We start from the raw sequence: 14747 nt of genomic DNA on the forward strand, positions 1-14747 counted from the left end.
CTTGCCAGCCACGGACGTCGCACCGCGGGTGCGGGGACGCGGAGGGCCGGTGTCCGGCCCGCACAGGCAGCGGGCGGCCCGGCCTCGTTCCGCAGCGACCCGCGAACCGGCGGGCTCGCGCACCAACCTCTGCCGAGGGGGTTCGTCCATCCGTGGTGACCAGCAAGAAGCGCCGCGAGAACGACCGGCGCACCTATGTCATCGACACCAGCGTCCTGCTCGCCGACCCCGGGGCCATGGCCCGCTTCGACGAGCACGAAGTCGTGCTGCCCGTCGTCGTGGTCACGGAGCTGGAGGCCAAGCGCCACCACCCCGAGCTGGGCTATTTCGCCCGCGAGGCACTCCGGCGGCTGGACGGGTACCGGGTGCGGTACGGGAGGTTGGACGCACCCATCCCGATCGGTGAACTCGGCGGCACCCTGCGGGTGGAGCTGAACCACTCGGACACAGGGGTGCTGCCCGCCGGCTTCCGGCTGGGGGACAACGACTCGCGCATCCTGGCCGTGGCCCGGAACCTGCAGGCCGAGGGGTTCGACGTCACCGTCGTCTCCAAGGATCTGCCGCTGCGGATCAAGGCGTCCTCGGTCGGGCTGCTCGCCGAGGAGTACCGGGCCGAGCTGGCGATCACCGACTCGGGCTGGACGGGCATGAGCGAGCTGACGCTGCCCGGCCAGGCCATCGACGAACTCTTCGACCCGGACTGCGCGGACACCGTCTCGGTGCCGCAGGCGGCGGGCCTGCCCGTGCACACGGGACTGGTGCTGCAGTCGGAGAAGGGCAGGGCGCTCGGCCGGGTCACGCCGGACGGCCGGGTGCGCCTGGTGCGCGGCGACCGCGAGGCGTTCGGCATCCACGGCCGCTCGGCGGAGCAGCGCATCGCGCTCGACCTGCTGCTCGACCCCGAGGTCGGGATCGTCTCGATGGGCGGCCGGGCCGGGACCGGCAAGTCGGCGCTGGCGCTGTGCGCGGGGCTGGAAGCGGTGCTGGAACGGCGGCAGCACGGCAAGGTGATGGTGTTCCGCCCGCTGTACGCGGTCGGCGGCCAGGATCTGGGGTACCTCCCGGGCACGGCCGACGAGAAGATGAACCCCTGGGCGCAGGCCGTCTTCGACACGCTGTCCGCGGTGACGACGCGCGAGGTGATCGAGGAGATCGTCGCGCGCGGGATGCTGGAGGTGCTGCCCCTCACCCACATCCGGGGGCGCTCGCTGCACGACGCGTTCGTGATCGTGGACGAGGCCCAGTCGCTGGAGCGGAACGTGCTGTTGACGGTGCTCTCCCGCATCGGTCAGGACTCGCGGGTCGTGCTGACCCACGATGTCGCCCAGCGCGACAACCTCCGGGTGGGGCGCCACGACGGCGTGGTCGCGGTGGTGGAGAAGCTGAAGGGGCACCCGCTGTTCGCCCACATCACCCTGACACGTTCCGAGCGTTCGCCGATCGCCGCGCTGGTGACCGAAATGCTGGAGGAAGGACGCATCTGACCTGGTATCGGATGCCCGTGCTCCCGGGTACGGCCGCGGAGTGGATGCGGACGTGCCGGGGCCATTCCGGACAGAGAAGATAAACGGCGCGAAGAGGCGTGTTTGCGAGCAAGGGGGATGACGCGCCGTCAAAGGGTGGAGCAGCGTAGCCGGGTCACGCCCGGCTACGCTCGCGTTTCCACAAAGCCCCTGGCGCAAACGGGATGTGAGCTTTGCCACGTCACTCGGAATTGCCATCCGGGCCGCGCTTCCGGCAGGGTGTGTTTCCTGTCAGGCCCCGCATACGGCCAACCGCACCTCCAGGGGTGCCGCACCACACAACTCAACAGACATCACCGCCGTATGCCGCCCGAAGTACCACGCGGGCTCCCGCAGGGAGACCCCATCCGGGCCCGTACCTCCTGTGGCCATGTACGAACATGTACTGACGGAGGTCAGCGCCAGGGGCACGATTCTGCCCGCGGGGTCACCACCGCGGTCACTGTGGAAGGAAACTGTGTGACTGCTCGGATTTCGGTCCGGGGATTCGCCGTGGCGTCCGCCACCGCGGTCACCACCGTCGGCGCCGTCGTCGGTGTGGCCTCCGGGAACCAGCAGATCGGCGCGGAGCCGGTCGAGCTCGCCGCCTCCGACGCGACGCTGCTCGCCGACATCCCCGTCGACGGCACCACCCAGGTGCAGACCGCCTCCCTGACGCAGCAGGTGGACGCGCAGACGGACGCCGCCAACGACGCCGCCAAGAAGTCGGCGGCGGAGAGCGCGCGGAAGGCCGCCGCCAAGGAGGCCGAGGCCAAGAAGCAGGCCGCCGAGGAAGCGCGGAAGGTCAAGGAGGCCGCCGAGCGGGCCGCGAAGGAGCGCGAGGAGGCCCGGCAGGCCGCCAGCCGCAGCACCGAGCGGACCGACTTCCCGCAGCAGTCCTCGTACACGATCGCCGAGGTCAAGGCGATGGCGCAGCAGATCGTGGGCGGCGGCCAGTACCAGTGCTTCTCCAGCATCGTGGAGCGGGAGAGCGGCTGGAACTACCAGGCGCAGAACCCGTCCTCGGGCGCCTACGGCCTGGTGCAGGCGCTGCCCGGGTACAAGATGGCCTCGGCCGGTGCGGACTGGCGCACCAACCCCGCCACGCAGATCAAGTGGGGCCTGAACTACATGAACGAGCGCTACGGCAGCCCGTGTGGCGCCTGGGAGTTCTGGCAGGCCAACCACTGGTACTGAGGAACTCCCCGTTCCGGCGGGACGCCCCCGTCAGACGGCAGCCCCGGCTCCGGCACGGCGAGCGACATCCGGCGATGCCCTTCCCCTCTTCGGTGGGGGAGGGCATCGCCCGTTTCCGGCGCCGCACGGCCGGCACGGGGAGCGTCGGAGGGGACGCCGCCCGCGCTGCCGCCCGGACGCAACCTTTCGGTCCGGTAACGTCGTCCCCCGGTGGGACAGGACGGGCCGGGTACGGGGGCGAAGGAAACACCAATGTCAGGACTTGAGCGGCTGAGATCGGGAGCGTCCCGGTTCGCCTCGCGGGTTGCGGAGTACCGCCACCGTGCCGAACAGGAGCGCGAGGCCAGGGACCGGGAGCGCGGCCGGCGTGTCCAGCCGGAACCGGTCGAGGATGTGCCGCCGCCCCCGCCCGCGCCGCCCAGGCAGCCCGCGCCCGAGACGGTCATCCCGTGGGGTATCCGGGTCGCGTCCGAGGCGGGCTGGCGGATCCTCGTCCTGGCCGGGGTCGTGTGGGTGCTGATCCAGGTGGTCGGCGCGCTCAGCCTGGTGGTCATCGCGTTCTCCGCCGGGCTGCTCATCACCGCCTTGCTCCAGCCCACCGTCGCCCGGCTGCGGCGCATCGGCCTGGGGCGCGGGCTGGCCACGGCCGCGACCTTCGTCAGCGGTTTCGCCGTGATGGGGCTCATCGGCTGGTTCGTGGTCTGGCAGGTCATCGAGAACCAGGAGGACCTGACCCGCCAGGTGCAGGACGGCCTCAACGAGCTGCGGCACGCCATCCTCGACAGTCCCTTCCAGGTGACCGAGGAACAGCTCAACGACTTCGTGGACAACCTCAATCAGTGGATCGGCGAGCACAGCCAGGACCTCACCAGCGCGGGGCTGGAGGGCGCGTCCTTCCTGGTCCAGTTCTTCAGCGGCGCGGCTTTGGCCGCCTTCGTCTGCCTCTTCCTCCTCTACGACGGCCGCCGGGTGTGGATGTGGTGCCTGAAGTTCGTGCCGCTGAGCGCCCGGGAGGGCGTGGCGGGGGCCGGTCCGCGGGCGTGGGTCACCCTGACCGGCTATGTGCGCGGCACGGTCATCGTCGCGATGATCGACGCCATCGGCATCGGCGTGGGCATCTGGATTCTCGGGGTGCCGATGGCGGTGCCGCTGGCGGTCATCGTCTTCCTCTTCGCCTTCGTGCCGCTGGTCGGCGCCGTGGTCTCGGGCGCGCTGGCGGTGGTCGTCGCGTTCGTCACCAACGGGCTCGTCACGGCGCTGCTGGCCCTGGGCGTCGTCCTGCTGGTGCAGCAGATCGAGGGCAACGTCCTCCAGCCGTTCATCCTGGGCCGCATGGTGCAGGTGCACCCGCTGGCCGTCGTGCTGACCGTGACCAGCGGTTCGCTGCTGGCGGGCATCCCCGGCGCCGTCCTCTCGGTGCCGCTGGTGGCGGTGACCAACACGGTCGTCGGCTATCTGCGCTCGTACGCGGCGCAGCGACATCCGGAGGCGCACCGGCTGTACGGCTCGACCGCCTCCGACATGTCGTCGGCCGTGCCGCCGGGGGGCGTCCGGGGCGAGCTCCAGCCCATGGGCACGCTGGACCCCGGTCAGGAGACGGTCCACGAGCTGGCCGAGACGGAGCTGGGGCCGGAGGGCGCGCGGCCGGAGGACGGGCGCCGCTCCGAGGACGAGCGCCGCTCCGAGTGACCTCCGTCGGGGCGGGAGCGGCCTCCGGGGAGGCCCCCGCCCGCCCGCGGATCAGTACGGGGATTCGTGGGCCTCGGCGAAGGCCTTGAGCCGCAGGGTGTCCGCTTCGGTCCAGCCCTCGGGCGGGAGCACGGCGGCCCAGCCCTCCACGGCGTTCGTACCGTAGCGGTGGCCGTGCGGCGCCTCCACGCCGTACGACATGCTCATGTCCACGGCCGTCTGCCAGAAGGTGACGAACGGGAACCAGTTCAGCTCCTCGGTGACGTCCGGGCCCAGCGGCTCCTCCAGCCACTCCGGCGGCTGGAGGGCGAGGTCGGGCGACCACCACACGATCGGGTCCGAGGCGTTCTGCAGGTAGACGACGCGCGGGAAGGCCCACGCGCCCTCCGGGCGCCGCAGGTCGCGCTGCGGGTACTGGGCGAACCGCACATGCCGGCCGTCCTCGTACTCCGGGCGCCACACCGGGCTCCCCGGGTCCCGGTTCCCGGTGATCTCCGACCACACGGGGGAGTAGTTGGGCGGGCCCACCAGCAGCGCGCCGTCGGTCGTGGCCAGCAGGTCGTCGAGGCCGTCGAAGGAGTCCTCGACGGCCGTCGCGCCCATGGACTCGCCGAAGACGACGAACTTGGGCCGCTCGGCCTCGGGCATGGCGTCGAGCCGCTCCCGCACGGCCGTGACGAGCTCGCGGGTGGCCCGGCCGGCCTCCTCCCGGTCCACCAGGAAGGACACCCAGCTGGGCAGGTAGGAGTACTGGATGGCGACGATGGCGGTGTCGCCGTTGTAGAGGTACTCCAGCGGCTCGGCGGTACGGGCGTCGATCCAGCCGCTCCCGGTCGTCCCGGCGATCGCCAGGACCTCGCGCTCGAACGCGCCCGTGCGCTCCAACTCGGCCATGGCCAGCGTCGTCTGCTCGGTGTAGCCGTCGGCCGCCGCCCGGCCGACGTACACCCGGATCGGGTCCACCGACGGGCGCTCGGTGAAGGAGCTGATCTGCTGTCGGGAGAGCACGCTGCCGGTGAAGTTGCGTCCCTGGTACCCCAGGTCCTCCCAGCGGATCAGCGACTGCGGGCTGCCGGAGACGAACGGCGAGTCGGACTGGACGATGCCCTGGTGGGTGCTCCGGTCCGTGTTGGCCGCGATGTTCGAGGCGATGTCCACGACGCCGCGCTCGAAGACGACGTCCTTGGCGCCGAACGTCACGACCATGGCGCTGATGAGCAGCCCGGCGGTGACGGCGACGGGCCGGGGCACGAAGCGCAGCAGGAGGTCGATGAGCTTGCGGGTGCCGAGCCGGATGAGCCGGGCCACCAGGAGCAGGAGCCAGCACAGGGCCACGGCCAGCAGGGCGATCATCATCGAGTGCCAGGTCAGGGTGGGCGGCAGCTCCTGGAGCTTGCGCAGCTCCCGCTGCATGTCGGCGCTCTCGCCCAGCAGGAGGACCGTGAGGCTGAGGCTGAGGACCCAGTACGCCTGCCAGGCGTGGGCCCGTACCCGCAGCTGCGCCTCCGCGCTCGGCCGCCAGCGCACGACGGCGGGCACGATCCAGCTCAGCAGCGCGCCGATTCCGTAGCCGATGGCCGCGGTGATGCCGCCGATCACCCCCTGGAGGGCCCAGGGGCGGGGCACCAGCGAGGGGGTCAGGGACAGCCAGAAGAACAGGGTGGCCACGGTCGTGGCCGTCAGGTCCGGCCAGCGGCGCACCAGCCACGCCTCGTCGTGCCGGTCCCAGTACGGTCTGCGCGCGGCCTCCAGCGTGTGCCGGCCCGCGCGTTTCCACGCCGGCTCTGGGCGGTCCTGACCAGGGAAAGGTACCCGCTCCCCCGCGGTGTCGAGCATCGAGGTCTCTCCCGGCTGTCAATCCCTGAGGTAAGCGACACGTTATGTGATCGCCCGGTGCGATCCACGGACGTGCCACCGGAATCAGGGGTGAGTGGGGGCCACCCCTGCGGGTCCCCACCCCAGTGATCGTCCCGTCGGTCTGTTTCCCAGTCTGCCGCGCGTGTCGTCGCCGGGCACGCGGTTTTGCCCTTCTGGGTGCCCACGGGCCGGAGGCGTCGTTCAGGGGTGTATACATCGCATGTATACACCTGATGTAGAGTCCGTCCCATGTCAATCAGTCACACCCTCCTGGGGCTCCTGGAAGCGGGGCCCCGGCACGGCTACGACCTGAAGCGCGCCTTCGACGCGCGCTTCGGGCACGACAAGCCGCTGCACTACGGCCAGGTCTACGCCACGATGTCCCGGCTCCTGAAGAACGGACTGGTCGAGGTCGACGCCGTCGAGGCGGGCGAGGGACCGGAGCGCAAGCGCTACGCGATCACCGACGCGGGCGTCAGCGACGTCGGGAACTGGCTGGAGCACCCGGAGAAGCCGGAGCCGTACCTGCAGTCGACGCTCTACACGAAGGTGGTCCTGGCCTTGCTGACCGGTCGCGACGCCGCCGGCCTGCTGGACACCCAGCGGGCCGAGCACCTGCGGCTCATGCGCGAGCTGACCCGGCGCAAGCGCGAGGGTGACCTCGCCGACCAGCTCATCTGCGACCACGCGCTCTTCCACCTCGAAGCCGACCTGCGCTGGCTCGAACTCACCGCCGCCCGCCTGGACCGGCTCGCCCAGGAGGTGACGTCATGACCGGCGAACGCCTCAGCGGGCCGCTTCTGACGGCCGAAGGGCTGCACAAGACGTACGGCTCCACCCCCGCGCTCTCCGGCGCGGGCTTCAGCGTGCACGCGGGCGAGGTCGTCGCCGTCATGGGGCCCTCGGGCTCCGGCAAGTCCACGCTGCTGCACTGCCTGGCCGGGATCGTCGTGCCGGACGCGGGCACGGTGCACTACCGGGGACGCGAGCTGTCGGCTCTGTCCGACGCCGAGCGCAGCGCCCTGCGCCGCGGGGACTTCGGCTTCATCTTCCAGTTCGGCCAGCTCGTGCCCGAGCTGACCTGCACGGAGAACGTGGCCCTGCCCCTGCGGCTGGCCGGCATCGGCCGCCGGCAGGCCGAGGCGCGGGCCCGCGCGTGGCTGGAACGCCTGGAGGTGGAGGACGTCCGCCACCACCGGCCCGGCCAGATCTCCGGCGGCCAGGGTCAGCGGGTGGCCGTCGCCCGGGCGCTGGTCGGCGACCCGCGGGTCGTCTTCGCCGACGAGCCCACCGGGGCGCTCGACTCGCTCAACGGCGAGCGTGTCATGGAGCTGCTGACGGAGGCCGCCCGGGACACCGGCGCCGCGGTCGTCCTCGTCACCCACGAGTCCCGGGTCGCGGCCTACTCCGACCGCGAGGTCGTCGTCCGGGACGGCCAGGCCAGGGACCCCATGGGCTCGGCCGGTCTGGCGGGAGCCGCGTGATCGCCTGCTGGCTCCGCGAACTCGCCCTGGGCGTCCGGTTCGCCGCGACCGGCGGGCGGGCCGGCTGGGCCCGGGCGGTGCTGACGGCGACGGGCGTCGGCATCGGGGTGACCGTCCTGCTCGTCGCGGCCTGCGTGCCCCACGTCGCCACCGCGGTCGAAGGCCGGTCCGACGCCAGGGAGCACGCCCACCCCGGAAGTGAGCACGCGGTGCCGAAGGCCGCGGACACGCTGAAGGTGGCGCGCGTCGACACGGAGTTCCGCGGGCTGAACGTGTACGGCCGGCTCGTCCAGCCGGACGGCGAGCCCTCGCAGGCCGTCCGCCCGCCCGGGGTGCGGGAGCTGCCGGGGCCCGGTGAGATGGTCGTCTCGCCCGGGCTGAAGGAGCTGCTGGCGAGCGGGGAGGGGGAACTGCTCGCGGAGCGGTTCGACGGCGCGCGCGTCGTCGGCACGATCGGTGAGGCGGGGCTGACCGGCCCGGATGATCTCGCCTTCTACCGAGGCGCCGACATGTTCCTGGACCCCGAGGCGACGTGGCAGGTCGTCCGCGTCGACTCCTTCGGGCCGCAGCGGCCCGCCCCGGAGGAGGAACTGCCCGCCGAGCTCGTCCTCCTCGCCCTCGTCGTGCTCGTCGTGCTGCTCCTGCCGGTGGCCATGTTCATCGCCACCGCCGTCCGCCTGGGCGGCGAGGCCCGGGACCGGCGGCTGGCCGCCCTGCGGCTCGTCGGCTCGGACATCGCCATGACCCGGCGCATCGCCGCGGGGGAGGCCCTGTTCGGCGCGGTCCTCGGGCTGCTCCTGGGCGGTGGAACGTTCCTTCTCGCCCGGGCCAACGCCGACCGGTTCTCCATCCTCGGCCACAGCCTCTTCCCGTCCGACATCCAGCCCTCCGGCGCGCTCACGGCCGTGATCCTGCTCGCCGTGCCCGTGTGCGCCGTCCTCGTCACGCTGTTCGCGCTGCGCCGCGTGTCGATCGGGCCGCTCGGCGTCTTCCGGGAGGGCTCGGACAGCGGACGTCGGCTGTGGTGGCGCATCGCCCTCCTCGTCCTCGGCGGCCTCGCGCTGCTGGTGTTCGGCCCCAAGGTGCGGGGCTCCTCGGGCGGCTTCGAGGTCGGGATCGTCACCGGCGTCGTGCTGGTGCTCCTCGGCATCACCGCGCTGCTGCCGTGGGTGGTCGAGTGGCTGGTGTCCCGCGCGGGGGGCGGGACACTCTCCTGGCAGCTCGCCCTCCGCAGGCTCCAGCTCAGCAGCGGCCCCGCCGCCCGTGCGGTCAGCGGCGTCACGGTCGCCGTCGCCGGTGCCGTGGCCCTCCAGATGCTGTTCAGCCCGCTGGAGGAGCGGTACACGTCCTTCGCGGGGGAGCCCGGCGAACGGGAGTCGATCGTGGCGTCGGTCGGGGTGCGGGACGCCGGCCACGCCGCGGCGGTGATGCGCCGCTTCGAGAGCATGGAGGGCATCCGCTCGCAGTTCGGCTTCGTGCAGGCGGAGGTCACGGAGGAGGGGGCGCCGGAGCCCGACGAGCAGGGCTGGCGGCCGACGCTCTCCCTGGCCGTCGCGGACTGTGCCACGCTGCGGCTGATCACCGCGGCCGAGAGCTGCGCGGACGGCGACGTCTTCCTCGCGGCGGGAACCGAGGCGGAGCCCGATCCCGGAACTGAGCCCGCCGGGCGCACGGCGGTCCGGCCCGGCGACCGCCTGGACCTCCAGGCGGGAGGCCCCTTCGTCAAGGGCGGCCCGGAGCCGCTGTGGTGGGCGGTACCGGCCGACGCCCGCCCCGTCCCGGTCGACGGCGGGACGCTGATGTGGACCGGGCACCCGCAGGTGCTCGCGACCCCGGGGGCGCTGGACGTCGGCAGCCTGAACTCGGCCGCGCTGAGTGTGATCAGCGACCCGGAGCCCGGTGCGGCGGACGCCGTCGAGCACGTGCGGAACGCCGCGGGCCTCGCCACGGCGCAGACGTTCGTGTGGGACACCCGGGACGAGCAGACCGCTCCGGAGTTCGCGCTGATCCGGACCGGGCTGTTCGTCGGCGCGGTGCTGGTCATGCTGATGATCGGCGTCGCCATGGTCGTCCAGACGATGGAGCAGCTGCGGGAGCGCAAGCGGCAGCTGTCCGTCCTGGTGGCGTTCGGGACGCGGCGGGCCACGCTCGGGGCGTCCGTGCTGTGGCAGACGGCCGTCCCCGTCGTCCTCGGGCTGCTGCTGGCCTCGGCCGGCGGCCTGGCGCTCGGCCGGACGCTCCTGTGGATGGCGGACGCCTCCGCCGCCGACTGGCTGGCCTTCCTGCCGCTCGTCGGCGCGGGGCTCGTCATGGTCGCGCTGGTGACGCTGGCCAGCCTGCCGGTGCTGTGGCGGGCCATGCGGCCGGACGGGCTGCGCACGGAGTGACGCCGGGGCGGGGGCGCGGGCGCCGCGCCCCCGCCCCGGGCAGCGTGCGGGACTCGCCGGTGGAGGGGGCCGGCGAGTCCCGCACGGCGCGGTGCGGCTACGCGGCGGCCGAGACCTCCAGCGGGCGGACCGGCAGCGGCCGCATCGCCTCGCGCAAGGCGTCGGCGAGCGCCGTGAACTCCTGCTCGCGGGCCGTTCCCGTCCGCATGGCCAGCGCGATGCGGCGCCCCGGGGCCGGGTCGGCGAAGTGCCCGGTGGCCAGGTGCTCGTTGCGGGCCGTCTCCAGCCGCAGGGCGGTGCGCGGCAGCAGGGTCACCCCGAGCCCGCCCGCCACGAGCTGCACGAGCGTGGACAGCCCGGCGGCCGTCGTCGTCACCTCGCCCCCGGTCGCCCGGCTCTGCGGGCGGCCCGCCTCGCGGCACACCTCCAGCGCCTGGTCGCGCAGGCAGTGGCCCTCGTCGAGCAGCAGCAGCGGCAGGTCGCGCAGCCGCTCGCGGGGGATGCCCGCGCCGTCGGCGAGCTCGTGTCCGCGCTCCATGACCAGGACGAAGTCCTCGTCGAACAGCGGCAGCTCCCGCACGCCCGGCACGCCCAGCGGGACGGCGAGGAGCAGCAGGTCCAGCCGCCCGGCGGCCAGGCCGTCCAGCAGGGAGGTCGTCTGCTCCTCGTGGACGCGCAGGTCCAGCCGGGGATACCGCGCGTGGACGAGGTCGAGCACGGTGGGCAGCAGATACGGCGCGCAGGTGGGGATGACGCCGAGTCGCAGCGTCCCGGTGAACGGCGTCCGGGTGGCCTCGGCCTCCTCCAGCAGCGCCCCGACGGCGTCCAGCACGGCGCGGGCGCGGACGGCGAGCCGCTCTCCGGCGGGGGAGAGCAGCACCCGGCGCGTGGTGCGCTCCAGGAGCTGGACGCCGAGGGTCTCCTCCAGCGCCGCGACGGCGCCGGACAGCGCGGGCTGGCTCATGCCGATCTCGGCCGCGGCCTCGCGGAAGTGCAGCTGCTCCGCGACGGCGGTGAACGCCCGGAGCTGGGACAGACTGGGCTGACGGGCTTTGCTCATGTGACGTGCTCGCTGAGGGGTTGACGGGGAGGGTGACCGGGCGACTGATAGCCCGATCCGATCAACGCCGCCGAGTGTAGCTATTTCCGCGATCAATACGCCCTGTGGCAGGGTGTGAGATCCGTCCAACCCTCAAGAGGACCCCCGCGATCCGGGGTGCGTCCTCCCGCATCAAGGAGAGTCTGTGCTCACTGTCGGTGACCAGTTCCCCACGTTCGACCTGACGGCTTGTGTCTCGCTGGAGAAGGGCAAGGAGTTCCAGCAGATCGACCACAAGACCTACGAAGGTTCCTGGAAGTGCGTCTTCTTCTGGCCCAAGGACTTCACCTTCGTGTGTCCGACCGAGATCGCGGCCTTCGGCAAGCTGAACGAGGAGTTCGCCGACCGTGACTGTCAGATCCTCGGCGTCTCCGGCGACTCCGAGTTCGTCCACCACGCCTGGCGCCGGGACCACGAGGACCTGCGGGACCTGCCCTTCCCGATGCTCGCGGACTCCAAGCACGAGCTGATGCGGGACTGCGGCGTCGAGGGTGAGGACGGCTTCGCCCAGCGCGCCGTCTTCATCGTGGACCAGAACAACGAGATCCAGTTCACGATGGTGACCGCCGGCTCCGTCGGCCGTAACCCGAAGGAGGTCCTGCGGGTGCTGGACGCCTTGCAGACCGACGAGCTGTGCCCCTGCAACTGGACCAAGGGCGAGGACACCCTCGACGCCGGCAAGCTGCTGGCCGGCGAGTGACCGCGATCCACGGCGACTGAGTGAGGCCCTGAGCACATGGCACTGAACGACCTGAAGTCGGCGCTGCCCGACTACGCCAAGGACCTGAAGCTGAACCTCGGCTCGGTCATCGGCAACTCCGACCTGCCCCAGCAGCGGCTGTGGGGAACGGTGCTGGCCTGCGCCATCGCCTCCCGTTCGCCGAAGGTGCTGGCGGAACTGGAGCCCGAGGCGCGGGAGAACCTCTCGCCCGAGGCGTACACGGCGGCCAAGGCCGCGGCGGCCGTCATGGCGATGAACAACGTCTTCTACCGCACGCGCCACCTGCTCTCCGACCCGGAGTACGGGAACCTGCGTGCCGGTCTGCGGATGAACGTCATCGGCAACCCCGGCGTGGACAAGGCCGACTTCGAGCTGTGGTCGCTGGCGGTCTCCGCCGTCAACGGCTGCGGCATGTGCCTGGACTCGCACGAGCAGGTGCTGCGGAAGGCGGACGTGGACCGCGAGACGGTCCAGGAGGCCGTCAAGATCGCCTCCGTCCTCCAGGCCGTCGGCGCGACGCTCGACGCCGAGGCGGTCATCGCCCAGGCGTGAGGCCCGCCCTGAGCCCCTGACGCACGGATGCCCCGGACCACAGGGTCCGGGGCATCCGTGCGTCAGGGCGTGGCGGTCAGGGAACCGGCACCTCGAACCAGACGAGCTTGCCCGTCGACAGCCGGGTCGCGCCCCAGCGCCGGGCGATGCGGTTGACCAGGTAGAGCCCGCGCCCGCCCTCGTCCGTCGCCCGCGCCTGCCGCAGCCGCGGCAGCTCCGGCACGTCGTCGCCCACCTCGCAGCGCAGCGCGTCGGTGCGCAGCAGCCGCAGCGTCACCGGACGCTCGGCGTAGCGCACGGCGTTGGTGACGACCTCGCTCACCAGCAGCTCGACCGAGTCGGTCAGCTCCTCCATGCCCCAGGCCTCCAGCGCCCGCCGGGCCAGCCTGCGGGCCTGCCCGGCCGTCTCCGGGCGCGGCTCCAGCTCCCACAGGGCGACGTCGCTCGGGGCGATGCCGTCGAAGCGGGCGGCCAGCAGGGCGATGTCGTCGTCCCGGTCCCCGGGCCCGACGATGTCGAGGACCTCGTCACACAGCGGCTCCAGCGGCGCCGCGCTGCCCGGACGGATGAGCCGGCCCGTCTCGGCCAGCTTCTCCCGCAGCGTCTCGATGCCCGACCACACGTCCCGGTGCCGCGACTCCACCAGCCCGTCGGTGTAGAGCAGCAGCGTCGCCCCGGCCGGGGCGTCCAGCTCGACGGCGCGGAAGTCCACGCCGCCGACGCCGATCGGGGCGCCGGGCGGTATGTGCAGCGTCTCCGCCCGGCCGTCCTGGTGCAGCATCACCGGCGGCGGATGGCCCGCGTTGGCCACGATCATGCGGTGTGCCACCGGGTCGTAGACGACGTAGATGCACGTCGCCATCCGGTCCTCGCCCAGCCGCTGCGCCTGTTCGTCCAAGTGGTGCAGGACCTCCTGCGGCGGCAGGTCGAGCTGGGCCAGCGTCTGCGCCGTCGTGCGGAGCTGGCCCATGATCGCGGCGGACGTCGTGGAGTGGCCCATGACGTCGCCGACGACGAGCGCGACCCGGCTGCCGGGCAGCGGGATCGCGTCGTACCAGTCGCCGCCGACCCGGGCCGACTCGGCGGCCGGGAGGTAGCGGCTGGCGAGCTGGACGCCGGTCGGCTGCGGCAGCCGGTCGGGCAGCATCGTGCGCTGGAGCTCGTCGGCGATGTAGGCCTCCCGCCCGTAGAGCACGGCCTTGTCCACGCCCAGGGCGGTGTGGGTGGCGAGCTGCGCGGCGACGAGCAGGTCGTCGCCCTCGAACGCGGCGCGCTCCGGGCGGCGCAGGAAGACGGCCGCCCCGATCACCCGGCGGCGTCCGCGCAGCGGGGCGAGCACGGCCCGGTCGCCCGAGGGCAGGTCCCGTTCGCGGCCCAGCAGTTCCTGGAGGGCGGCCCCGGCGGCCGGGGAGTCGCCGAACAGCGGGCGTACGCCGCGCAGCACCTCGGCCAGGGCCCCGCCCGCGCGGACCTCCGTGACCTCCGCCGCCCCGGCGGCCGGCTGCTCCACCAGCCCGGCCAGCAGCGGCAGAGCCTCTCCGGGGCCGGGGGCCTCCGCGGCGCGGTCCTCCCCGGCGCCCTGGCCCTCGGCAGCGCCGTGGCTTTCGACGGCGGTGCGGTCGTCGGCCGGGACGGCGGCCGGGGCGCCCGGGCGGTCGGCGTAGTCCGGCAGCCGGTCGGTGCGCCGCAGCCGGAGCCGGACCGGGCCGACGGGCCGCTCCTCGCCGACGGGCAGCGGGTCGCGCAGGTACACCAGGATGGCGTCGGCGAAGGCGGGCACCGAAGCCCGGCACAGGCCGAGCACCGTCTCGTCCAGGTCCATGCCGCGGGCGATACGGCGCGTCGCCGCGCCGACGAAGCGCAGCCGGTCGCCGCCGCGCCGGGCGTGCTCGCTGTCCTCGGCCTCGACGGCGGCGTCCCCGGGGCCCGTCGGGGCGGGGACGGGCACGGGAGCCGACCCGGTGACCCCTCCCGCGGCGGTCTCCACGGGCGTCTCCGGTGAGGGATGCGCGGGCTCGCGCACGGGGCTGTCCTCGCCCGCCGTGTCGGCGGTGGCCCGCGCGTGCGGGATCGCCGACTCGGCGGGCCGGTGCGTGGGCGATCCGGCCTGCGACCGGCGGGGGGTGGTCGGGTGCTCCGTCACGCGTCGGGTTTCCATCCGTCCTGGGGGACACCGCCCGGCTGGCGGCCGGGTGAGGCTGATTTCGGCTGTGCTGCTCGGTTCTCTCGGCGGGCCGGTGTTCGGTGCGCCGGGTGCGT

11 protein-coding genes are annotated in these 14747 nt (G+C 73.1%); 8 read left to right on the top strand and 3 right to left on the bottom strand.

Features of this window, described 5'->3' with window-relative positions; all coding sequences use genetic code 11:
• The first annotated feature begins 152 nt into the window (after positions 1 to 152).
• The 3 genes from O7609_RS17570 (at position 153) to O7609_RS17580 (ending at position 4388) form a co-directional block, all read left to right on the top strand.
• On the top strand, positions 153 to 1484 hold the full coding sequence (locus tag O7609_RS17570) for a PhoH family protein (protein WP_269736041.1): 1332 nt from the start codon (positions 153 to 155) through the stop codon (positions 1482 to 1484).
• A gap of 498 nt (positions 1485 to 1982) precedes the next feature.
• Positions 1983 to 2699 (top strand): transglycosylase SLT domain-containing protein, encoded by a 717-nt coding sequence (locus O7609_RS17575; RefSeq protein WP_269743873.1) that lies wholly within the window; start codon positions 1983 to 1985, stop codon positions 2697 to 2699.
• Between the two features lie 252 nt (positions 2700 to 2951).
• Entirely contained in the window at positions 2952 to 4388 is a 1437-nt protein-coding gene (locus O7609_RS17580; RefSeq protein WP_269736039.1) for an AI-2E family transporter, read from the top strand.
• Positions 4389 to 4439: 51 nt separating this feature from the next.
• Here the strand turns inward: O7609_RS17580 and O7609_RS17585 are convergent, their stop codons facing one another.
• Complete coding sequence (locus O7609_RS17585) at positions 4440 to 6224, bottom strand: alpha/beta hydrolase (protein WP_269736038.1); 1785 nt, start codon at positions 6222 to 6224, stop codon at positions 4440 to 4442.
• A 270-nt stretch (positions 6225 to 6494) separates the two neighbouring features.
• On the opposite strand from O7609_RS17585, the gene O7609_RS17590 reads away from it, so the two are divergent.
• The 3 genes from O7609_RS17590 to O7609_RS17600 are packed head-to-tail and all read left to right on the top strand — an operon-like array spanning position 6495 to position 10116.
• The gene (locus O7609_RS17590; RefSeq protein WP_269736037.1) at positions 6495 to 7019 is read left to right on the top strand and encodes a PadR family transcriptional regulator; all 525 of its coding nucleotides are present in this window, start codon (positions 6495 to 6497) and stop codon (positions 7017 to 7019) included.
• Positions 7016 to 7729, top strand: coding sequence for an ABC transporter ATP-binding protein (locus O7609_RS17595; protein ID WP_269736036.1), 714 nt, complete (start codon positions 7016 to 7018; stop codon positions 7727 to 7729). Before O7609_RS17590 ends, O7609_RS17595 begins: the two co-directional genes overlap by 4 nt.
• A complete protein-coding gene (locus O7609_RS17600) occupies positions 7726 to 10116 on the top strand; it encodes an FtsX-like permease family protein (protein WP_269743874.1) in 2391 nt (796 codons plus the stop codon). The genes O7609_RS17595 and O7609_RS17600 overlap by 4 nt, the downstream gene beginning before the upstream one ends.
• A 97-nt stretch (positions 10117 to 10213) precedes the next feature.
• Here the strand turns inward: O7609_RS17600 and O7609_RS17605 are convergent, their stop codons facing one another.
• On the bottom strand, positions 10214 to 11176 hold the full coding sequence (locus O7609_RS17605) for a hydrogen peroxide-inducible genes activator (RefSeq protein WP_269743875.1): 963 nt from the start codon (positions 11174 to 11176) through the stop codon (positions 10214 to 10216).
• A 184-nt stretch (positions 11177 to 11360) separates the two neighbouring features.
• Between O7609_RS17605 and O7609_RS17610 the strand changes: the two genes are divergently transcribed.
• Both O7609_RS17610 and O7609_RS17615 read left to right on the top strand, forming a co-directional pair.
• On the top strand, positions 11361 to 11915 hold the full coding sequence (locus tag O7609_RS17610; protein WP_269736033.1) for a peroxiredoxin: 555 nt from the start codon (positions 11361 to 11363) through the stop codon (positions 11913 to 11915).
• Between the two features lie 36 nt (positions 11916 to 11951).
• Positions 11952 to 12488: an alkyl hydroperoxide reductase gene (locus tag O7609_RS17615; protein WP_269736032.1), complete on the top strand. Its 537-nt coding sequence runs from the start codon at positions 11952 to 11954 to the stop codon at positions 12486 to 12488.
• Between the two features lie 76 nt (positions 12489 to 12564).
• Here O7609_RS17615 and O7609_RS17620 read toward each other — a convergent pair whose 3' ends face one another.
• Positions 12565 to 14646 carry an ATP-binding SpoIIE family protein phosphatase gene (locus O7609_RS17620; protein WP_269736031.1) on the bottom strand — a complete coding sequence of 694 codons (2082 nt, stop codon included), beginning with the start codon at positions 14644 to 14646 and terminating at the stop codon, positions 12565 to 12567.
• Positions 14647 to 14747 lie beyond the last annotated feature (101 nt).

This window comes from Streptomyces sp. WMMC1477, assembly GCF_027460245.1.
In the GTDB taxonomy this organism is placed as follows: domain Bacteria; phylum Actinomycetota; class Actinomycetes; order Streptomycetales; family Streptomycetaceae; genus Streptomyces.

Coding starts and splice junctions, on each gene's coding strand:
- O7609_RS17605 (WP_269743875.1), bottom strand. CDS start 11,176: ATGAGCAAAGCCCGTCAGCCCAGTCTGTCCCAGCTCCGGGCGTTCACC.
- O7609_RS17620 (WP_269736031.1), bottom strand. CDS start 14,646: ATGGAAACCCGACGCGTGACGGAGCACCCGACCACCCCCCGCCGGTCG.
- O7609_RS17580 (WP_269736039.1), top strand. CDS start 2,952: ATGTCAGGACTTGAGCGGCTGAGATCGGGAGCGTCCCGGTTCGCCTCG.
- O7609_RS17590 (WP_269736037.1), top strand. CDS start 6,495: ATGTCAATCAGTCACACCCTCCTGGGGCTCCTGGAAGCGGGGCCCCGG.
- O7609_RS17615 (WP_269736032.1), top strand. CDS start 11,952: ATGGCACTGAACGACCTGAAGTCGGCGCTGCCCGACTACGCCAAGGAC.
- O7609_RS17585 (WP_269736038.1), bottom strand. CDS start 6,224: ATGCTCGACACCGCGGGGGAGCGGGTACCTTTCCCTGGTCAGGACCGC.
- O7609_RS17595 (WP_269736036.1), top strand. CDS start 7,016: ATGACCGGCGAACGCCTCAGCGGGCCGCTTCTGACGGCCGAAGGGCTG.